Source organism: Nocardiopsis halotolerans DSM 44410, from assembly GCF_000341065.1.
In the GTDB taxonomy this organism is placed as follows: Bacteria; Actinomycetota; Actinomycetes; order Streptosporangiales; family Streptosporangiaceae; genus Nocardiopsis; species Nocardiopsis halotolerans.
Map to the genome: position 1 here is coordinate 21,067 of NZ_ANAX01000174.1, position 15,210 is coordinate 36,276.

A 15,210-nucleotide genomic window follows, 5' to 3' on the forward strand; every position below is an offset into this window, starting at 1 on the left:
TCTCGTCTTCAGGGGCTATGGCGCAGTCCGGTAGCGCACCTCGTTCGCATCGAGGGGGTCTGGGGTTCAAATCCCCATAGCTCCACCGAAGGTAGAAGGCCCTGTCCCACCAGGTGGGACAGGGCCTTCGTCGTGTACGCGCACGGTGGTGGAGGCCCGCGGGGAAGGCGCCCAGGTGCCCCTGGGGAGATCTTCGGGAGGCGGCCCGGTGTGTCCTTCCGCACCCGTTCCCGTCCGGGCGCCAGCGTGACCGGTGGGGCCGGTCCGGAGGATGTTCTGCCATTCCCTGCGGCGGGCGGTCGTGTCCGGACCGGAGCCCCGAGTGTCACCGGCGAAGCGGCTATCCCCTGTCGCGGGGCGGCCGGTGTCCACTCCAGCGTACTCCGAGGCCCACCCCTCGCGGGGAAGCCGGGCCAGAATATCTTTACAGCGGTAACTTTCCACCGTATAGTTCAAGGCATGGCAGACGACTACCACCACGGGAACCTCAGGGCCGCCGTCCTGGAGAAGGCGGCGGAGGTCATCGGCAGGGAGGGGCCCTACTCCTTCAGCCTGCGTTCGCTCGCACTCGAACTCGGGGTGAGCCACACCGCTCCCCGGCACCACTTCGGCAGCCGGGAGGGCGTGCTCAACGCCCTGGCCACCGAGGGGTTCCGTGAGCTGGGGGACCGGCTGAGGGCCAACCGCGACGCGGGCGGCGACTTCCTGGACGCGGGCGTGGAGTACGTGCGCTTCGCGACCGACCACCCCGCACACTTCGACGTGATGTTCACGCCCAGCCTGCTGGGCGACGGCGACGAGGAGCTGAACGCCGCGCGGACGGCCGCCTTCGGTGAGCTCCGCGCCGGAGTGGACTCCCTGGCCGACGACGACCGCGGGGTCGAGGACGCGGCGGCCGGAATGGTCGCCGGGTGGTCGATCGTGCACGGCGTCGCCACGCTCGCCCTCACCGGGAACCTCGACAGGTCCGGACTCAGGGACCTGTTCCGGGACACCGATCTGCTCTCCATCACCCGACGCAGCGCCGGACTGCTGTTCGGCCCGCGGACCCCTTCCTCCCCTCCCCAGAAGGAGTAGACATGTCCTCCGCCCAACTCATCTCGTCCGGCGTGGTCCTGCTGACCGTCATCGGCATCGCGTACGGCGGCACCTTCCTGCTCCGGGTGGCCGGGGGCGGGGTGCCCGCCAACGAGCTCCAGCGCTCCTTCTTCCGCGCAGGACACGCACACGCGGGGGTTCTGGTGATCCTGGGGCTGGTGGTGCGCCTGTTGCTCAACGAGCCCACAGTGCCCGACTGGAGCCGCGCGGTGGGGGATCTCGTCCTGCTGGCCGCCATCCTGATGCCCGCCGGGTTCTTCCTGTCGGTCGTCGGCCGGGATCCCGCCGCCCCCAACCGCCTCAGGGCGCTGCTCTGGCTGGGCGCGGCCAGCCTGGTCGTGGGCCTGGCGGGGGCGGGTGTGGGGCTCATCGTCGGCGGCATGGCCCTCTGAGGCCGTCGCGTGGGGGCGGTCCGGGTGCCCGCGGGGATCTCCCGTCGAAGGACGGCCGAACGAGCGGCGTGTCGTGTGCGCGGCGCCGGGGAGAGGGGGAGAGCGGATCGGGTGCGCGCCGGTACGGGGCGGCACGACGCTGACTGCCCTGGGAGGCCCCGTTGTCCAGGAAACCTCCCGGCACCATCCCCGGTCCCCGCCTGTGGACGGCCGCTCAGCGGCCGGAGGCCACCGGTTGGGGGCGACTGGTGGGCGCTGAGCTCCCACGGAACACCGCTCAGCGGCCGGAGACGTACTCGGCCCGGACGGCGTAGATGGCGGCCTCGGTGCGCGAGTGCACCTGGAGCTTCTCCAGGATCTTGCGCACGTGGTTCTTCACCGTGTTCTCGGTGATGAACAGCCGCTCGCCGATCTCCCGGTTGTTGAGGGAGCGCGCCAGCAGCTTGAGCACCTCGGTCTCGCGCCGGGTCAGCTCGGGGACGCTCGGGCGGCTGGGCGGGGTGCTCTCCTGCTTGGCCAGCTCGGCGAACTCACCGATCAGCTTGGTGGCCATGGACGGATCGACGAAGGACTGCCCCTCGGCGATGGAGCGCACCACGCGCGGCAGGTCGGTGACCGCGATCTGCTTGAGCAGGTAACCCGTGGCCCCCGCCTTGAGCGCGTCGAAGAGGTCGGACTCCTCGTCGCTCATGGTCAGCATGACGAACTTGGCGTGCGGTACCGCCTCACGGATGCGCGAGCAGGCGTCGATACCGCTGAAACGCGGCATCATCACGTCCATGATGATGACGTCCGGCCGCAGTTCCGTGGCCAGCCGGACGGCTTCCTCCCCGTCCCCGGCCTCGTCGACGACGTCGATGCCCTTCTCGTCCAGTACGGACACCAACCCGCGGCGGAACAGCGCGTGGTCGTCCACGACCATGACGCGGATCGGGGCGGCAGGGGCGGAGGGCTCCTCGGGATGGGGGGTTCGGGCGGGGAAGAGGGGGTGCGCACTCATCGACTCTTATCCGTTCCGTTCCTCACGGTGGAACGGGCTCTCGTGCACCGTCGCCCCGGACCTGTTCGGGCGGTCGCGGTACGGGCGTGTCCACCCGCTGGCCAGCGGGAGAAGAGCTGACCGGGGGAAAGAGACGTGCATGGAAACCTCCTGCCGGGTTTGTCCATCCTCTCATGTGCGGTCGGTCGGCGGGGCGGTAACGGACGAACCCACCCGGCGGTACTCGTGCCGTCTCGGTGGAAAACGGTGCGAACGCCGACACGGAGATGCCACCTGCGCGGTGTCTCCAGGGGGAGATCGCGGTGTAGGGGAAGGGTTGAATATTCGCTTTTCGGCATGACCGAAATGGTCTCCTCGCCCCCCTGTGTCCGAGGGGGAGGAGTTCGTCGACGCGAGGTGTCGTGACGGAGGGTGGTGGAATGGTGGAGTGGATGTAGGGGGGCAAAGTCGGGCATACCTCTGGTTCCTGGCATTCTGGTCAACAGGTCCTGCCTGGTGTCGGGCCGCAACGTTCCGTGTCGCCGCTCCCACGCGCCCCCGGCGATATCCGATTTCCGCCTCCGCGGTAATGGGAACGCCGTCGCTCTCCGTTATGTCCATGGTGTTGATTTGACCCGCGCGATGTCTTGTTTTGGCAGGTCGGTGGGATCGCTGGTCTTCTGGGGGCGGCAATGTAATGCTCCCTGAGCTGCGAGAACGTGCCAGGATTCGGTTATTGGGGCGATGCGTTCGCGAGCTTTGGTGGTGTCCGCGCCATAAAACGATGAACATTCGACTACAGGTCTTGCGGGTCGCGAGTGTTCTACGCCATCGTGGTCGTGGGATGGGCTGGAAGCCATACGAAAGGTAGATGCCATGACCATGCACATGATTACCGCCCGTAAGCACGGGTGGTCCTGGCAGTAACCAGCCCCACGGGTTCCGCCGAACCCCGACGTCGGCCCGGCCGGTCCCCATGGGTTCGGCCGGGCCCCTGTTGTGTCCCGTGCGCCTTCTCCTCCCCCGATGCCGGGAAGCCCGCGTGTCGGGGATTTGACCGCGCACGGCACCGGGTAGGGATCCGAACACCGACCCCGGCCCCCGTCGGGGGCCCGTACCGCGCGACCGTGAAGGGGCGGATCACCCGTGTCCGACTCCCCCAGGCACCCCGGCGGCCACCAGCACCCCGAGGACCCCGTGCCCCGGCCGGAGGCCGTGCCGCCGGGCGAACCCGCGGGAGGCTACGAGCCGCCGCCCGAACCGCCACCGCTCCCTCCGCGCAGGCCCCGGAAGACGACGGTCGAACCGGTGGAGGAGGAGCCCGCGGTCGCGGCTGAGCGCTTCCGGCGCACCACGCCGGCCCGGCGCAAGACCATCCCCGTCCGCAGGGCCAGGGGACACTGGCGCCTGCTCGCGGGGACGTTGACCTACGTGATGGTGGTCGGCGGGATGGCCGACTACGTCGAACCGGAGACCCGCGCGATCGCCCACCTGGTGTTCTGGCTGCTCATCGGGGTCGCGTTCCTGATCTCGGTCGGCCGTGAGCGACGCCACGACTGGGCGCCCGGACCGCGCTGGCCCTGGTTGGCCGGCGCCTTCGGCGGCGCGCTGGCGGTGGAGGGCCTGATCCTGGCCGTCGGTTCCCCGACGATCATCGTCGGCTCGCTGATCCTGGTGGGCCTCGCCCTGTTCGTCCTCATGCTCGTGGGATGAGGGGCCCGGAACCGGCGGCCGCGGGGGAGGGGGTCAGGTGGCCTCGTCGTCGAAGGGCGGACGCTTGCCGTTCAGCCTGGCCGCGGGCTTGCCCTCCGGCTCCTCGTCCTCCCAGAAGTGCTTCTGCACGAAGCGCTTGGGGTTGAGGTCCTGCACGTCGAAGTCCTTGAACTCCGGGCCCAGCCCCTCCCGGATGTCGTTGGAGGCGGAGTTGGCCATGGTCCGCAGCTGGCGCAGCACCCTGCCGATCTGCTGGGCGGCCTTGGGCAGCTGGTCGGGGCCGAAGATCAGCAGTGCGAGCAGGAGCAGGAGAACGAACTCCATTCCTCCGATGTTCAACATGCGCGATCCTCGTCCCTCGGCGTACCAACCGGCTCCAAGCAGGTTAACCGGTATCGGTGGGCTTGAGTAACCCTGTCCCCCTCCGACCGGACACGGGACCAGCCCCCCACTCACCGAGTGGAGGGCTGGATGACGCCGTAGGAGCCCCGAGCCCGGCCGCTCGGGTGTACCGGTAAGAAAAGGAACGCGGGCGGTGGCGCCGGGCTGTGGAAACCCGTCGACCGCGTGGGACCGGGGACTCTAGACCGTTTTGACGTCAGCGGCCTGCGGGCCCTTCGGACCCTGGATGATGTCGAACTCCACCTTCTGGTCCTCTTCCAGGTTCCGGAAGCCGGTGCCCGCGATCGCCGAGTAGTGGACGAACACGTCGGGCTGGCCGCCCTCGACGGCGATGAACCCGAAACCCTTCTCAGAGTTGAACCACTTCACGGTGCCCTGAGCCATGTGCTCTCCCTTGGGGACTACTGCGGGGCCGCACCCTGCTGGCCCCGGGCCGCCGGGCGCCTGACCGGCGGGTAATCCCGCAACCGACGAGCGCCCACGTGAAGTTCCGCGAGGCGCCTCGGGCATCCATGGAAACTACAACAGCAACCAGTTGCTGACAGTACCAGGGAGGGTACGGCCCTGCCGAGGCTTTCCACGCGGGAATCGCCTTCTTCCCGTGTCCTGTTTCGGCTACGCGGAACTGTTGATTTCCGGCAGCCGGACCACTAATGGAGATCGGTGGAATGCGGGGCCGCCGGTGTTCAGGAACCCCCGTTGCCGTAGATCCACACGTCGAACCACAGGCGTTCGCGCCACATCCCCTCGTCGATCGGATACGCCGACAACACCGGATAGAAGTACGCGAAGTTGGCCACGATCAACAGCAGGACCACGCCGTAGACGATGCCGCCCACCGCTCGCAGGTACGGGGCGAAACGCGGACTGTCCTCCCCCGCCCCCATCGCCAGGCCCAGCGCCAGCACGATCGCCAGGACGAGGAACGGCAGCAGGGGGGCCGCGTAGAACAGGAACATGGGACGGTCGGGGTAGGCGAACCACGGCAACCACCCCGCGGCCACGGCCAGCAGCACGGCACCGGCGCGCCAGTCGCGGAAGGTCACCCACCAGCCGAACATCACCGTCAGGGCGAGCAGGCTCAGCCACCAGATGACCGGCGTGCCGATGGAGACCACCGAGGTGACGCAGTTGCCCGTACCGCACCCGATGGCCTCGCCGTCGTAGTGGAACATCACCGGGGTGCGCATGACCAGCCACTCCCACGGCGCGGAGATGTAGGCGTGATCGCTGGTCAGCCCGGTGTGGAAGTCCATCATCCGCTTGTGGTAGTCCGCCAGACTCACCAGGGCCTCCAACGGTGAGCTCAGGAACCCCGGTACCCAGTCGGGCAGCAGTCCGTCCGCGTAGTCGCGGTTGTAGCCTCCCCGCGTGAACAGCCACCCCGACCACGAGACCAGGTAGACGACCGCCGCGACCACCACGGTCTGCGCGAACGCCGGGACGGCGTCGATGCCCAGCCACCGCCAGACCGGGCGCTGCTGGCCGACACTGGTGCGTGCCCCGTAGTCCCACGCCACCGTGAGCAGGCCGAACGCCGCGACGAAGAACAGGGCCGACCACTTGGTGCCGACCGCCAGGCCGAAGCACAGGCCGGCCGCCAGCCGCCACCAGCGCATCCCGAGCCACCCCACCGAGGTCAGGTCGGCCCCCGCCTCCGCCAGACGGGCCAACCGTTCCCGGGTCCTGTCCCGGTCGATCACCAGACAGGCGAACCCGGCCAGGATCCACAGGGTGAGGAAGACGTCCACCATGGCGATGCGGCTCAGCGTGAAGTGCAGGCCGTCCAGCGCCATGATCAGGCCCGCGGTGCAGCCCAGCAGCACCGAACGGGTCATCCGGGTGGCCAGCCGGACCAGGATGAGGACCGAGACCAGACCGGCCAGGGCGGAGGCGAACCGCCACGCCTCGGGGGTCATGGTCGTACCGAACGGCAGGAGCGACCAGAGCCAGTCGCCCGCGGCGATCATCCACTTGCCGACCGGCGGGTGCACGATGAAGTCGCCCGCGCCGGTGAAGATGTCCTGCTGGCCCTGGGCGAGCAGGTCGTCCGCCTCGACGGGTTCCTCGACGGTCTCGTGCTCGTAGCCGAACTTCTGAAGCCCGTAGGCGTCCTTGGCGTAGTAGGTCTCGTCGAAGTAGATCCGGTCGGGCTGACCGATGTTGAAGAACCTCAGCGTCCCGGCGAACAGCGCGACGAGGGCGGCGCCCAGCCAGTTCAGCCAGAGGGGCGTGGGATTGACGGGCAGGAAGCGGGCGCGGATCGAGGCCGACCGCGGCGGGGACGAGGACGTCGCCTCGGAGGAAGGTGCGGTGGTGGTCATCTCGGGCTCGTAGCGTTGGGGACGGAGATGGTTGTCCTTTGCGGACGGACCACGAAACCAGGTTTCGGGTGGCGTGACAGGCCAACCGTAGCGTGACAGGACGGGGATCACAGTGGTTGAGGGTGGAGCTGGTGCGAGTGGGACGGGAACCCTGACGCTCGCCGGTGTACCCATCGGAAACGTGGAGGACGCGCCGCCCAGGCTGCTGCGCGCTCTGGAGGGCGCTCGCGTCATCGCGGCCGAGGACACCCGCAGGCTACGTCAGTTCGCCTCCCGCGCGGACGTGCGCCTGGGCGGGGGCGAGGGAGCCCGCGTGGTGTCCTACTACGACGCCAACGAGAACCGCCGCACCGACGAGCTGCTCGGCGACCTGCGGGGCGGTCGCGACGTCCTCGTCGTCACCGACGCCGGGATGCCCGGCGTGTCCGACCCCGGATACCGGCTGGCCGCAGCCTGCGCGGCGGAGGGCATCCCGGTGACCGCAATCCCCGGTCCGTCCGCCGTGACCACCGCGCTCGTCGTCTCGGGCCTGCCCACCGACCGCTTCTGTTTCGAGGGGTTCCCGCCCCGCAAGGGACTGTCCGGCCACCTGGCCGACCTGGCGTCCGAGCGCCGCACGATGGTGTTCTTCGAGAGCCCCCACCGCGTCGCCGCCACCCTGGAGGCGATGGCCGCCGCCTTCGGAGCCGACCGGCGCGCCGCCGTGTGCCGCGAGTTGACCAAGACCTACGAGGAGGTGCGCCGGGGCGGTCTCGGGGAGCTGGCCGCATGGGCGGCCGAGGGGGTGCGGGGCGAGATCTCCATCGTGGTGGAGGGCGTCCGCAGGCGCCCGGACGCGGTCAGCGACACCGACCTGCTCGCCGCGGTCTCCGCCCTGGAGGAGGAGGGCGTGCGCCGCAAGGAGGCGATCACCCGCGTGGCCAAGGAGAACGGGGTTCCCAAGCGCCGGGTCTACGATCTGGCGCACGGGGTCGTGACCGCCAGCTGAGGAAACCGGGGGCCCGGGCGGAACCTTTCCCGGTCCCGCGCGTCTGACCAGGTGAACAAGCCGGTTCGTCGATGAGGAGCGTTCCATGAGAAGTCATCTCTTCCAGCAGGCCCAGGAGACCAACGAGCCGGGTATGCACCTCCAGAACTCCAAGATGCTCCGGGTGGGCCTCAACGGCGAGTTCTTCGCCCGGCAGGGCGCCATGGTCGCCTACCAGGGACAGATCGACTTCTCCTACGAGGGTTCCGGCAGTGTCGGCAAGTTCTTCAAGAAGGCCTTCACCGGCGAGGGGATGCCCTTGATGAAGGTGACCGGGCGCGGTGACGTCTTCCTGGCCAGGGACGCCTGGGACGTGCACCTCATCGACCTGGAGGACGACCAGCTCACGGTCAACGGCGACAACGTGCTCGCCTTCGAGTCCGGCCTGAGCTGGGACATCCGTCGGGTGGAGGGCGCGGGCATGACCGCCGGCGGGCTCTTCAACACCGTCTTCGGCGGGCGCGGCAGGGTGGCCATCGCCTGCCACGGCGCCCCGGTGCTGATCAACGTCGACCAGCCGACCTTCGCGGACACCGACGCCGCGGTCGCCTGGTCCAGTTCGCTGCGCACGGGTGTGCGCCGCACGATGAAGGCGGGCGCGCTCATCGGCCGGGGCAGCGGTGAGGCGCTCCAGCTCTCCTTCGAGGGCCAGGGCTTCGTCCTGGTGCAGGCCTCCGAGGGCGCTCCGACGCCCACCCAGACGGCCTGACCGGGACGCACCCGTACGAACGACGAGGGCCCCGGGGACACGTCCCCGGGGCCCTCTCCGTGCGTCCGACTCCTGTCGGAGCGCTGCGCCCGCTACACGACGGCGCCGTCGTCGGCCTCGCGGGCGGCCTTGGCGGCCACCCTCTGCTTGGCCTTGCGCTCCTTCACCACGTGCGGCGGAGCCGTCCTGTCCCACCGCTGGAGCCAGATGGCCAGCGGGACGGCGACGAAGATCGTCGACAGGACACCCGTGGTCAGACCCACCAGCATGGCGATGGAGAAGTCCTGGAGCGAGGACCCTCCGAGGAAGGTCAGGAAGCCCAGGATGATCAGCGCGCCGACCGAGGTGTTGACGGTACGCGGCAGGGTGTTGAGCACCGCGCGGTTCGCGATCTCGGAGAACTTCGACTTCTCGTCCCGCGCCCACTCGTCGCGCACCCGGTCGAACACCACCACCGTGTCGTTCACGGAGAAACCGATGACGCTCAGGAGCGCGGCGAGGAACACGCCGTCGATCGGCTTGCCCAGCCAGATGAACAGCCCGATCACCAGGATCAGGTTGAAGGCCAGGGACAGCATGGTGGACACACCGAACGACCAGCGGAAACGCCAGGCCAGGTAGACCATCTGGAGCGCGAGGGCCGCGCCCAGGGCGATCAGCGCACGGTTGCGCAGTTCGTCACCCATGCTCGGACCGATCAGCTCGTCGCTGAGCAGTTCCACGCCGCCGGTCTGCTCGTCCAGGGCCTCGGCGATCCGCTCCGCGTCCTGGTCGGAGAGGTCGCCGGTGCGCACCGAGATGTCGCCGTTACCGGACTCCTGCACCACGGCGGTGTCCGACCCCGGGAAGTCCAGCGCGGAGATGGCCGAGCGCGCCTCGGCGACCGAGACGTCCTCCTCCCCGGTGACCTGGTACTCCAGCACGCGCCCGCCGGTGAACTCCACACCGAGGTTGGTGTCGCGGATCAGCGGCGCGGCGACGGCGGCGGCCACGATCAGACCCGCCACGAGCAGGCCCTTGCCGCGCCGCTTCATGATGTCGGGGTTCTTCTCGACCAGCCAGGTGCGGATCCGGCCGATCCTGGCCAGACCGCTGACCGCCGGGTTCTTGCGGACGACCGCCCGGCGCACCGCCCACTCGACGAACACGCGGGCGATGACCAGCGCGGAGAACATCGAGACGAGGGTTCCGATGCTCAGGGTCACACCGAAGCCCTGGACGGTGCCGGAGGCGAAGAAGAACAGCAGGGCCGCGGCGATGAGCGTGGTGATGTTGGTGTCCAGGACGGCGCTCCACGCCTTGCGGGAGCCCGCGACGAACGCCTTCTCCAGGCTCGGCGGGACCGCCCTGCGGCGCCTCCGGGTGAGCACCCCGGCGTCGGCCTTGGCGGTCTCCTCCTCGTTGGCGTCCCGGAGCCCCGCGGACTTGTTCGCCTCGTAGATCCTCGTCTGGCGCTCGTGTTCCTCGCGTGCGCGCTCGAAGATCAGCACGTTGGCGTCGATGGCCATACCGATCGCCAGCACGAAACCGGCCAGACCCGGCAGTGTCAGTGTGGCGTTGATGGCGACCAGGGCCCCGTAGGCGATGAGCGTGTAGAACGCCAGCGCGAAGGAGGCCAGGAGGCCGACCAGGCGGTAGACCAGCGTGATGTACAGCGCGGTGAACGCCAGGCCCAGGACGGCGGCGATGGCGCTGGCCTGGATGGCCTCGGCGCCGAGGGTCGGTCCGACCGTCTGGCGCTGGACCTCGGTGACCGGCAGCGGCAGGGAGCCGCCCTCGATCAGCACGGCCAGGTCGTTCGCCGTCTCACTGGTGAAGTCGGGGCTGGTGATGGTGGTGGAGCTGCCCGGCATACCCACGTCACAGGCGAACTCCGGGTTCACCTCCGGGGCGGAGATGATCTGCCCGTCCAGCACGATCGCCACCCGGCGGCGCGGGTCGCCCGGTTCGTAGCAGGCGGCGTCGGCGGTCAGCTGGGTCCACTGGTCGCCGCCCTCGCCCTCGAAGTTGACGTTGACGACCCACTGGGTGCGGTTGGCGTTGTCCAGACCGGCCTCGGCGCTGTCCACCTGGTCGCCCTGGATGACCCTCTCACCGAGCTGGAGCTGGGTTCCGCTGGAGTCCGGGAGCGTCATCACGACGTCCTCGGGGTTCTCCGCGCTGGGACCGCCCTGGCCCTGGCCCTGCTGGCCGCCCATGCCGCTCATGAGCTCTTCCAGCTGCTCCTGTGTCATCTCCTGACCGCTGCCGCCACCGGAGCCGCCCTCACCACCGCCGGAGGACTCCCCGTCGCCGCCCTCGGCGTCGGCCGGGGCGCGGGCCTCGTCGGCGGTGGCCTGCGGGGCGTTGGCGGAGTCGCCGGTGGGAGGCGCCTGCACGCCCTGGCCGCCCGCCTGGCCGACGCCCAGCACCGGGTGGAAGGACAGCTGGGCGGTCTGGCCGATGATCTGCGCGGCCTCCGCCGGGTCCTGCACACCGGGCAGCTCGACGATGATCCGGTTCTCACCGGAGCGCGACATGGTCGTCTCCGACACACCGAGGCGGTCGATGCGCTGGCGCAGCACCTCGACGACCTGGTCGGTGTTCTCGGAGTTGGCCTCCGTGCCGTCGGGTCCGTCCTGGGTCTCCAGGACGATCTGCGTGCCGCCGCTGAGGTCGAGCCCCAGACGCGGCGGGATGAACCACGCCGCGCCGAACGCGACGAGGATGACGAGAAGGGAGATGAGCGCACGTGTCCAGCGCGCTCCCGCTCCCGTTTGACTGGACAAGGACCTGGTACCTCTCACTGCGAATACGGGTGATCCGGGCGCACGCCGAAGGGGGTGGTGCGTCCGGGGATGGTCAGACGGCGGTGTTCGCGGTGAGAGGGGGAGCCCGTGTGGGCGGCAGCTCCCCGTGGTCGGCCTGTTCGGGAACGGGGTCGGGGGCGGGGAGCGGCAGCGGCCACCAGGGCTGCTCCCAGATCGCCAGACGCAGTGCGCAGCTGGGCACGGCGTCCGGGAGGTCGCGCGGCACCGAGCGTTGGTCGCAGGTGGAGGCGGGCGGCCCGACGGTCAGCATCGGGTTCTCGGCCAGGTCCGCGCGCTCACGCGGGGATTCCCGGTCCTGTCCGGCGGTCTGGCCCGCGGAGCCCTCGGAGGAGCTGAGCAGGCCGTTCGGCGGCAGGTGGGGGGTGGTCGACTGCCCGCCGCCGGAAGCGACGGGGAAGGACAGGATGACGAGCAGGACCACGCTGGTGAGCAGCGCGGTCGTGTGCCGGGCAGGGCGGGGTAGGGCACCGGTAACCATGGTGACCACCGCCTCTGAGAAAGGGTCCGGGAGAGGGTCGTCCAACACCGCGCGTCCCGGTGGCACACGGCTCGTCCAGCAGAGCATACGGGTAGGGGCAAGCCCCGGGGAATGTCCCTTCGGTCCCGGTGTACCACCGGTGCGCGGTGGCCCCGGAACCGCGCACGTGGGACGTGGGGTGCGCGGCAGGGCGCCGCCCCCTTTAGGCTTGGGGCATGTCGTCGAATCGTCACATCCTGACCGCGGTCGCCTGGCCCTACGCCAACGGACCGCGCCACATCGGTCACGTGTCCGGCTTCGGAGTCCCCTCCGACGTCTTCTCCCGCTTCCAGCGAATGTCGGGCAACCACGTGCTGATGGTCAGCGGGACCGACGAACACGGCACCCCGGTCCAGGTCCTGGCCGACCAGGAGGGCGTGACCCCCCGTGAGCTGGCCGACCGCTACAACCGGATCATCGCCGAGGACCTCGTCGGCCTCGGCCTGTCCTACGACCTGTTCACCCGCACCACCACCGGGAACCACTACTCCGTCGCGCAGCAGCTGTTCACGGCGCTGTACGAGAACGGGTACGTGTTCACCCACACCACCAAGGGCGCGGTCTCTCCGTCCACCGGCCGCACGTTGCCCGACCGTTACATCGAGGGTATCTGCCCCATCTGCGGTTACGACGGTGCGCGCGGTGACCAGTGCGACAACTGCGGTAACCAGCTCGATCCCATCGACCTCATCTCGCCCCGTTCGCGGATCAACGGGGAGAAGCCCGAGTTCGTGGACACCGAGCACTTCATGCTCGACCTGCCCGCCTTCGCCGAGGTCCTCACGACCTGGCTCGGGGGCAAGGAGGGCGAGTGGCGGCCCAACGTCCTCAAGTTCTCCCTGAACCTGGTGGAGGACCTCCAGCCGCGCGCGGTCACCCGCGACCTCAACTGGGGCGTGCCCATCCCGTTGGAGGGGTGGAACGACAACGCCAACAAGCGCCTGTACGTGTGGTTCGACGCGGTCATCGGCTACCTGTCCGCGTCGGTGGAGTGGGCCAGGCGCATCGGCGAGCCCGAGGCCTGGCGCCGATGGTGGCAGGGTGACGACGCCCGGTCCTACTACTTCATGGGCAAGGACAACATCGTCTTCCACTCGGTGGTCTGGCCCGCCATCCTGCTGGGCCACAACGGCGAGGGCGACCGGGGCGGCGACCCCGGCCCACTGGGCCGGCTCGACGTGCCCACCGAGGTGGTCTCCAGCGAGTTCCTCACGATGGAGGGGCGCAAGTTCTCCTCCTCGCGCCGCGTGGTGATCTACGTGCGCGACTTCCTGGAGCGCTACTCCGCCGACGCGCTGCGCTACTACATCATGGCCGCCGGTCCCGAGACCCAGGACACCGACTTCACCTGGGCCGAGTTCGTGCGCCGCAACAACGACGAGCTGGTGGCGGCCTGGGGCAACCTGGTCAACCGCTCGATCTCGATGGCGGCCAAGAACCTGGGCGAGATCCCCGCCGCGGGCGAGCTGACCGACGAGGACCGCCGGGTGCTGGAGGACTCCCGGGCCGCGTTCGACCGGGTCGGCGAGCGCCTGGAGCGGTCCCAGTTCAAGGCGGGACTCCAGGAGGCCATGCGCACCGTGGCCGAGGCCAACAAGTACATCTCCGACCAGGCCCCGTGGGCGCTGAAGAAGACCGACCCGGAACGGATGGCCACCGTGCTGCACGTGGCCCTCCAGCTGGTCCAGGACGCCAACACGCTGCTCACCCCGTACCTGCCCGCGTCGGCGAACAGGGTGCACGCGATGCTCGGCGGTACCGGCACCTGGACGGGCATGCCCCGCGTCGACACCGGTCACGACACCATCGGCGGCTCGGCGGAGGAGGTGGACTATCCGGTCATCACCGGGGACTACGCCGACGACGAGGCGCGTTGGGAGTCAAGGCCGATCGTGCCGGGCACGCCGCTGAGCCGTCCGGAGCCGCTCTTCGCCAAGCTCGACCAGTCGGTGGTGGACGAGGAGCTGGCCCGCCTGGAGGGCGCGGCCGAGTAGCCCCTCCGGCCGAGGTCAGGGAACTACCGCGCCGACGGGCACCCGCCCGTCGGCGCGCTTTCGTGGAGGAACGTGAACATGGGCAAGCGCAGCGGGAAAGCGGTCCGGGAGCGCAACGACCAGACGCCCCCGCCGGTACCCGAGCCCCTGCGTGTCCCGGTGGCCGACAGCCACACCCACATGGACATGCAGACCCCCGAGATCGAGGAGATCATCGCCACCGCCGAGGGCGTCGGGGTGACCCCGCTCGTCCAGGTGGGCGTGGACCTGCCGTCCTCGCGTTGGGCGGCCGAGGTCGCCGCGGCGCACCCCGGCCGGGTGTGGGCGGCGGTGGCCCTGCACCCCAACGAGGCGCCGCGCGTCGTGCACGGTGACGGCGCGCGTGGCGTGGAGGTGGACGACACCGACTGGGCGGGCAAGCTCCGTGAGCCAGGCGGGACGGCGGAGCTGGAGGCGCAGCTGGCCGAGATCGACGCGCTGGCCGCCCTGCCCCACGTGGTGGCGGTCGGTGAGACCGGCATGGACACCTTCCGTACGGGTCCCGAGGGCGCGCGGGCGCAGGAGGAGTCGTTCCGCCGCCACATCGACGTCGCCAAGCGCCGCGGCAAGGCCGTGATGATCCACGACCGGGAGGCGCACGAGGACGTGCTGCGGATCCTGGCGGAGGAGGGCGCGCCGGACCGGGTCGTCTTCCACTGCTTCTCCGGTGACGCGGCCATGGCCAAGGTGTGCGCCGAGCACGGCTACTTCATGAGCTTCGCGGGCAACGTGACCTTCGCCAGCGCGGAGTCGCTGAGGGAGGCCGCGGCGGTGGCGCCCCCGGAGTTGATACTGGTGGAGACCGACGCGCCCTTCCTCACCCCGAAGCCCTACCGGGGCCGCCCCAACGCCCCGTACCTGATCCCGCACACGCTGCGGACGCTGGCGGAGGTCAAGGGGATGGACGAGGACGAGCTCGCGGGGGTCATCGCGGGCAACGCGGGGCGCGCCTTCGGCTTCTGATCCCTCGGTGACGTGAACGGGGCGGGGTCCTCCCGCCGAAGGAGTCCACGCCGCGCCGGGAGCCCTCGGGGGTCCCACACGAATGAAGGGGACCGCCTGTCTCCTCGTCGTCCGTGTGGGAGCACGGAAGGGGCCCACCGCCTCTGCACCCGGTCCGGTGCACGGGGGACCGCATGGGCGCCACCGCTACCGCCACCGCTTGCGAGGAGGCCGCGCGTGAAGCGCGGCCGTCGGGGGGGGGGG

13 protein-coding genes and 1 tRNA gene are annotated in these 15,210 nt (G+C 70.0%); 8 read left to right on the top strand and 6 right to left on the bottom strand.

The window, feature by feature from the left end; translation table 11 throughout:
- The first annotated feature begins 11 nt into the window (after positions 1-11).
- The 3 genes from D455_RS0113265 (at position 12) to D455_RS0113280 (ending at position 1,490) form a co-directional block, all read left to right on the top strand.
- A tRNA-Ala gene (locus D455_RS0113265) sits at positions 12-85 on the top strand.
- A gap of 374 nt (positions 86-459) precedes the next feature.
- The gene (locus D455_RS0113275; RefSeq protein ID WP_017571204.1) at positions 460-1,077 is read left to right on the top strand and encodes a TetR/AcrR family transcriptional regulator; all 618 of its coding nucleotides are present in this window, start codon (positions 460-462) and stop codon (positions 1,075-1,077) included.
- Positions 1,078-1,079: 2 nt separating this feature from the next.
- Positions 1,080-1,490, top strand: coding sequence for a hypothetical protein (locus D455_RS0113280; RefSeq protein WP_017571205.1), 411 nt, complete (start codon positions 1,080-1,082; stop codon positions 1,488-1,490).
- 277 nt (positions 1,491-1,767) lie between these two features.
- On the opposite strand, the gene D455_RS0113285 is transcribed toward D455_RS0113280, so the two are convergent.
- Complete coding sequence (locus D455_RS0113285; protein WP_017571206.1) at positions 1,768-2,490, bottom strand: response regulator; 723 nt, start codon at positions 2,488-2,490, stop codon at positions 1,768-1,770.
- 1,125 nt (positions 2,491-3,615) lie between these two features.
- On the opposite strand from D455_RS0113285, the gene D455_RS0113290 reads away from it, so the two are divergent.
- Positions 3,616-4,182: a hypothetical protein gene (locus D455_RS0113290; protein ID WP_026122596.1), complete on the top strand. Its 567-nt coding sequence runs from the start codon at positions 3,616-3,618 to the stop codon at positions 4,180-4,182.
- A gap of 33 nt (positions 4,183-4,215) precedes the next feature.
- Here D455_RS0113290 and D455_RS0113295 read toward each other — a convergent pair whose 3' ends face one another.
- From D455_RS0113295 to D455_RS0113305, 3 genes are all read right to left on the bottom strand, one after another.
- Positions 4,216-4,524: a sec-independent translocase gene (locus D455_RS0113295; protein WP_026122597.1), complete on the bottom strand. Its 309-nt coding sequence runs from the start codon at positions 4,522-4,524 to the stop codon at positions 4,216-4,218.
- 240 nt (positions 4,525-4,764) lie between these two features.
- Positions 4,765-4,968 carry a cold-shock protein gene (locus D455_RS0113300; protein ID WP_017571208.1) on the bottom strand — a complete coding sequence of 68 codons (204 nt, stop codon included), beginning with the start codon at positions 4,966-4,968 and terminating at the stop codon, positions 4,765-4,767.
- A gap of 302 nt (positions 4,969-5,270) precedes the next feature.
- Complete coding sequence (locus D455_RS0113305) at positions 5,271-6,908, bottom strand: dolichyl-phosphate-mannose--protein mannosyltransferase (protein WP_017571209.1); 1,638 nt, start codon at positions 6,906-6,908, stop codon at positions 5,271-5,273.
- 112 nt (positions 6,909-7,020) lie between these two features.
- Here D455_RS0113305 and rsmI point away from each other — a divergent pair, with 112 nt between their 5' ends.
- Both rsmI and D455_RS0113315 read left to right on the top strand, forming a co-directional pair.
- On the top strand, positions 7,021-7,896 hold the full coding sequence (rsmI, locus tag D455_RS0113310; protein WP_026122598.1) for a 16S rRNA (cytidine(1402)-2'-O)-methyltransferase: 876 nt from the start codon (positions 7,021-7,023) through the stop codon (positions 7,894-7,896).
- 85 nt (positions 7,897-7,981) lie between these two features.
- Positions 7,982-8,644, top strand: coding sequence for an AIM24 family protein (locus tag D455_RS0113315; protein ID WP_017571211.1), 663 nt, complete (start codon positions 7,982-7,984; stop codon positions 8,642-8,644).
- 92 nt (positions 8,645-8,736) lie between these two features.
- On the opposite strand, the gene secD is transcribed toward D455_RS0113315, so the two are convergent.
- Both secD and D455_RS0113325 read right to left on the bottom strand, forming a co-directional pair.
- Positions 8,737-11,412 carry a protein translocase subunit SecD gene (secD, locus tag D455_RS0113320; protein WP_017571212.1) on the bottom strand — a complete coding sequence of 892 codons (2,676 nt, stop codon included), beginning with the start codon at positions 11,410-11,412 and terminating at the stop codon, positions 8,737-8,739.
- 73 nt (positions 11,413-11,485) lie between these two features.
- On the bottom strand, positions 11,486-11,941 hold the full coding sequence (locus tag D455_RS0113325; protein ID WP_017571213.1) for a hypothetical protein: 456 nt from the start codon (positions 11,939-11,941) through the stop codon (positions 11,486-11,488).
- Positions 11,942-12,147: 206 nt separating this feature from the next.
- Here D455_RS0113325 and metG point away from each other — a divergent pair, with 206 nt between their 5' ends.
- Both metG and D455_RS0113335 read left to right on the top strand, forming a co-directional pair.
- Positions 12,148-13,965: a methionine--tRNA ligase gene (gene metG, locus D455_RS0113330; RefSeq protein ID WP_017571214.1), complete on the top strand. Its 1,818-nt coding sequence runs from the start codon at positions 12,148-12,150 to the stop codon at positions 13,963-13,965.
- 78 nt (positions 13,966-14,043) lie between these two features.
- Positions 14,044-14,967, top strand: a complete 924-nt coding sequence (locus tag D455_RS0113335) for a TatD family hydrolase (protein ID WP_017571215.1) — start codon at positions 14,044-14,046, stop codon at positions 14,965-14,967.
- The last annotated feature ends 243 nt before the right edge of the window (positions 14,968-15,210 follow it).

Excerpts from the sequence above, each read along its gene's own strand:
- D455_RS0113275 (WP_017571204.1), top strand. The coding sequence starts at position 460 with ATGGCAGACGACTACCACCACGGGAACCTCAGGGCCGCCGTCCTGGAG.
- D455_RS0113280 (WP_017571205.1), top strand. The coding sequence starts at position 1,080 with ATGTCCTCCGCCCAACTCATCTCGTCCGGCGTGGTCCTGCTGACCGTC.
- D455_RS0113285 (WP_017571206.1), bottom strand. The coding sequence starts at position 2,490 with ATGAGTGCGCACCCCCTCTTCCCCGCCCGAACCCCCCATCCCGAGGAG.
- D455_RS0113295 (WP_026122597.1), bottom strand. The coding sequence starts at position 4,524 with ATGTTGAACATCGGAGGAATGGAGTTCGTTCTCCTGCTCCTGCTCGCA.
- D455_RS0113300 (WP_017571208.1), bottom strand. The coding sequence starts at position 4,968 with ATGGCTCAGGGCACCGTGAAGTGGTTCAACTCTGAGAAGGGTTTCGGG.
- D455_RS0113305 (WP_017571209.1), bottom strand. The coding sequence starts at position 6,908 with ATGACCACCACCGCACCTTCCTCCGAGGCGACGTCCTCGTCCCCGCCG.
- D455_RS0113315 (WP_017571211.1), top strand. The coding sequence starts at position 7,982 with ATGAGAAGTCATCTCTTCCAGCAGGCCCAGGAGACCAACGAGCCGGGT.
- metG (WP_017571214.1), top strand. The coding sequence starts at position 12,148 with ATGTCGTCGAATCGTCACATCCTGACCGCGGTCGCCTGGCCCTACGCC.
- D455_RS0113335 (WP_017571215.1), top strand. The coding sequence starts at position 14,044 with ATGGGCAAGCGCAGCGGGAAAGCGGTCCGGGAGCGCAACGACCAGACG.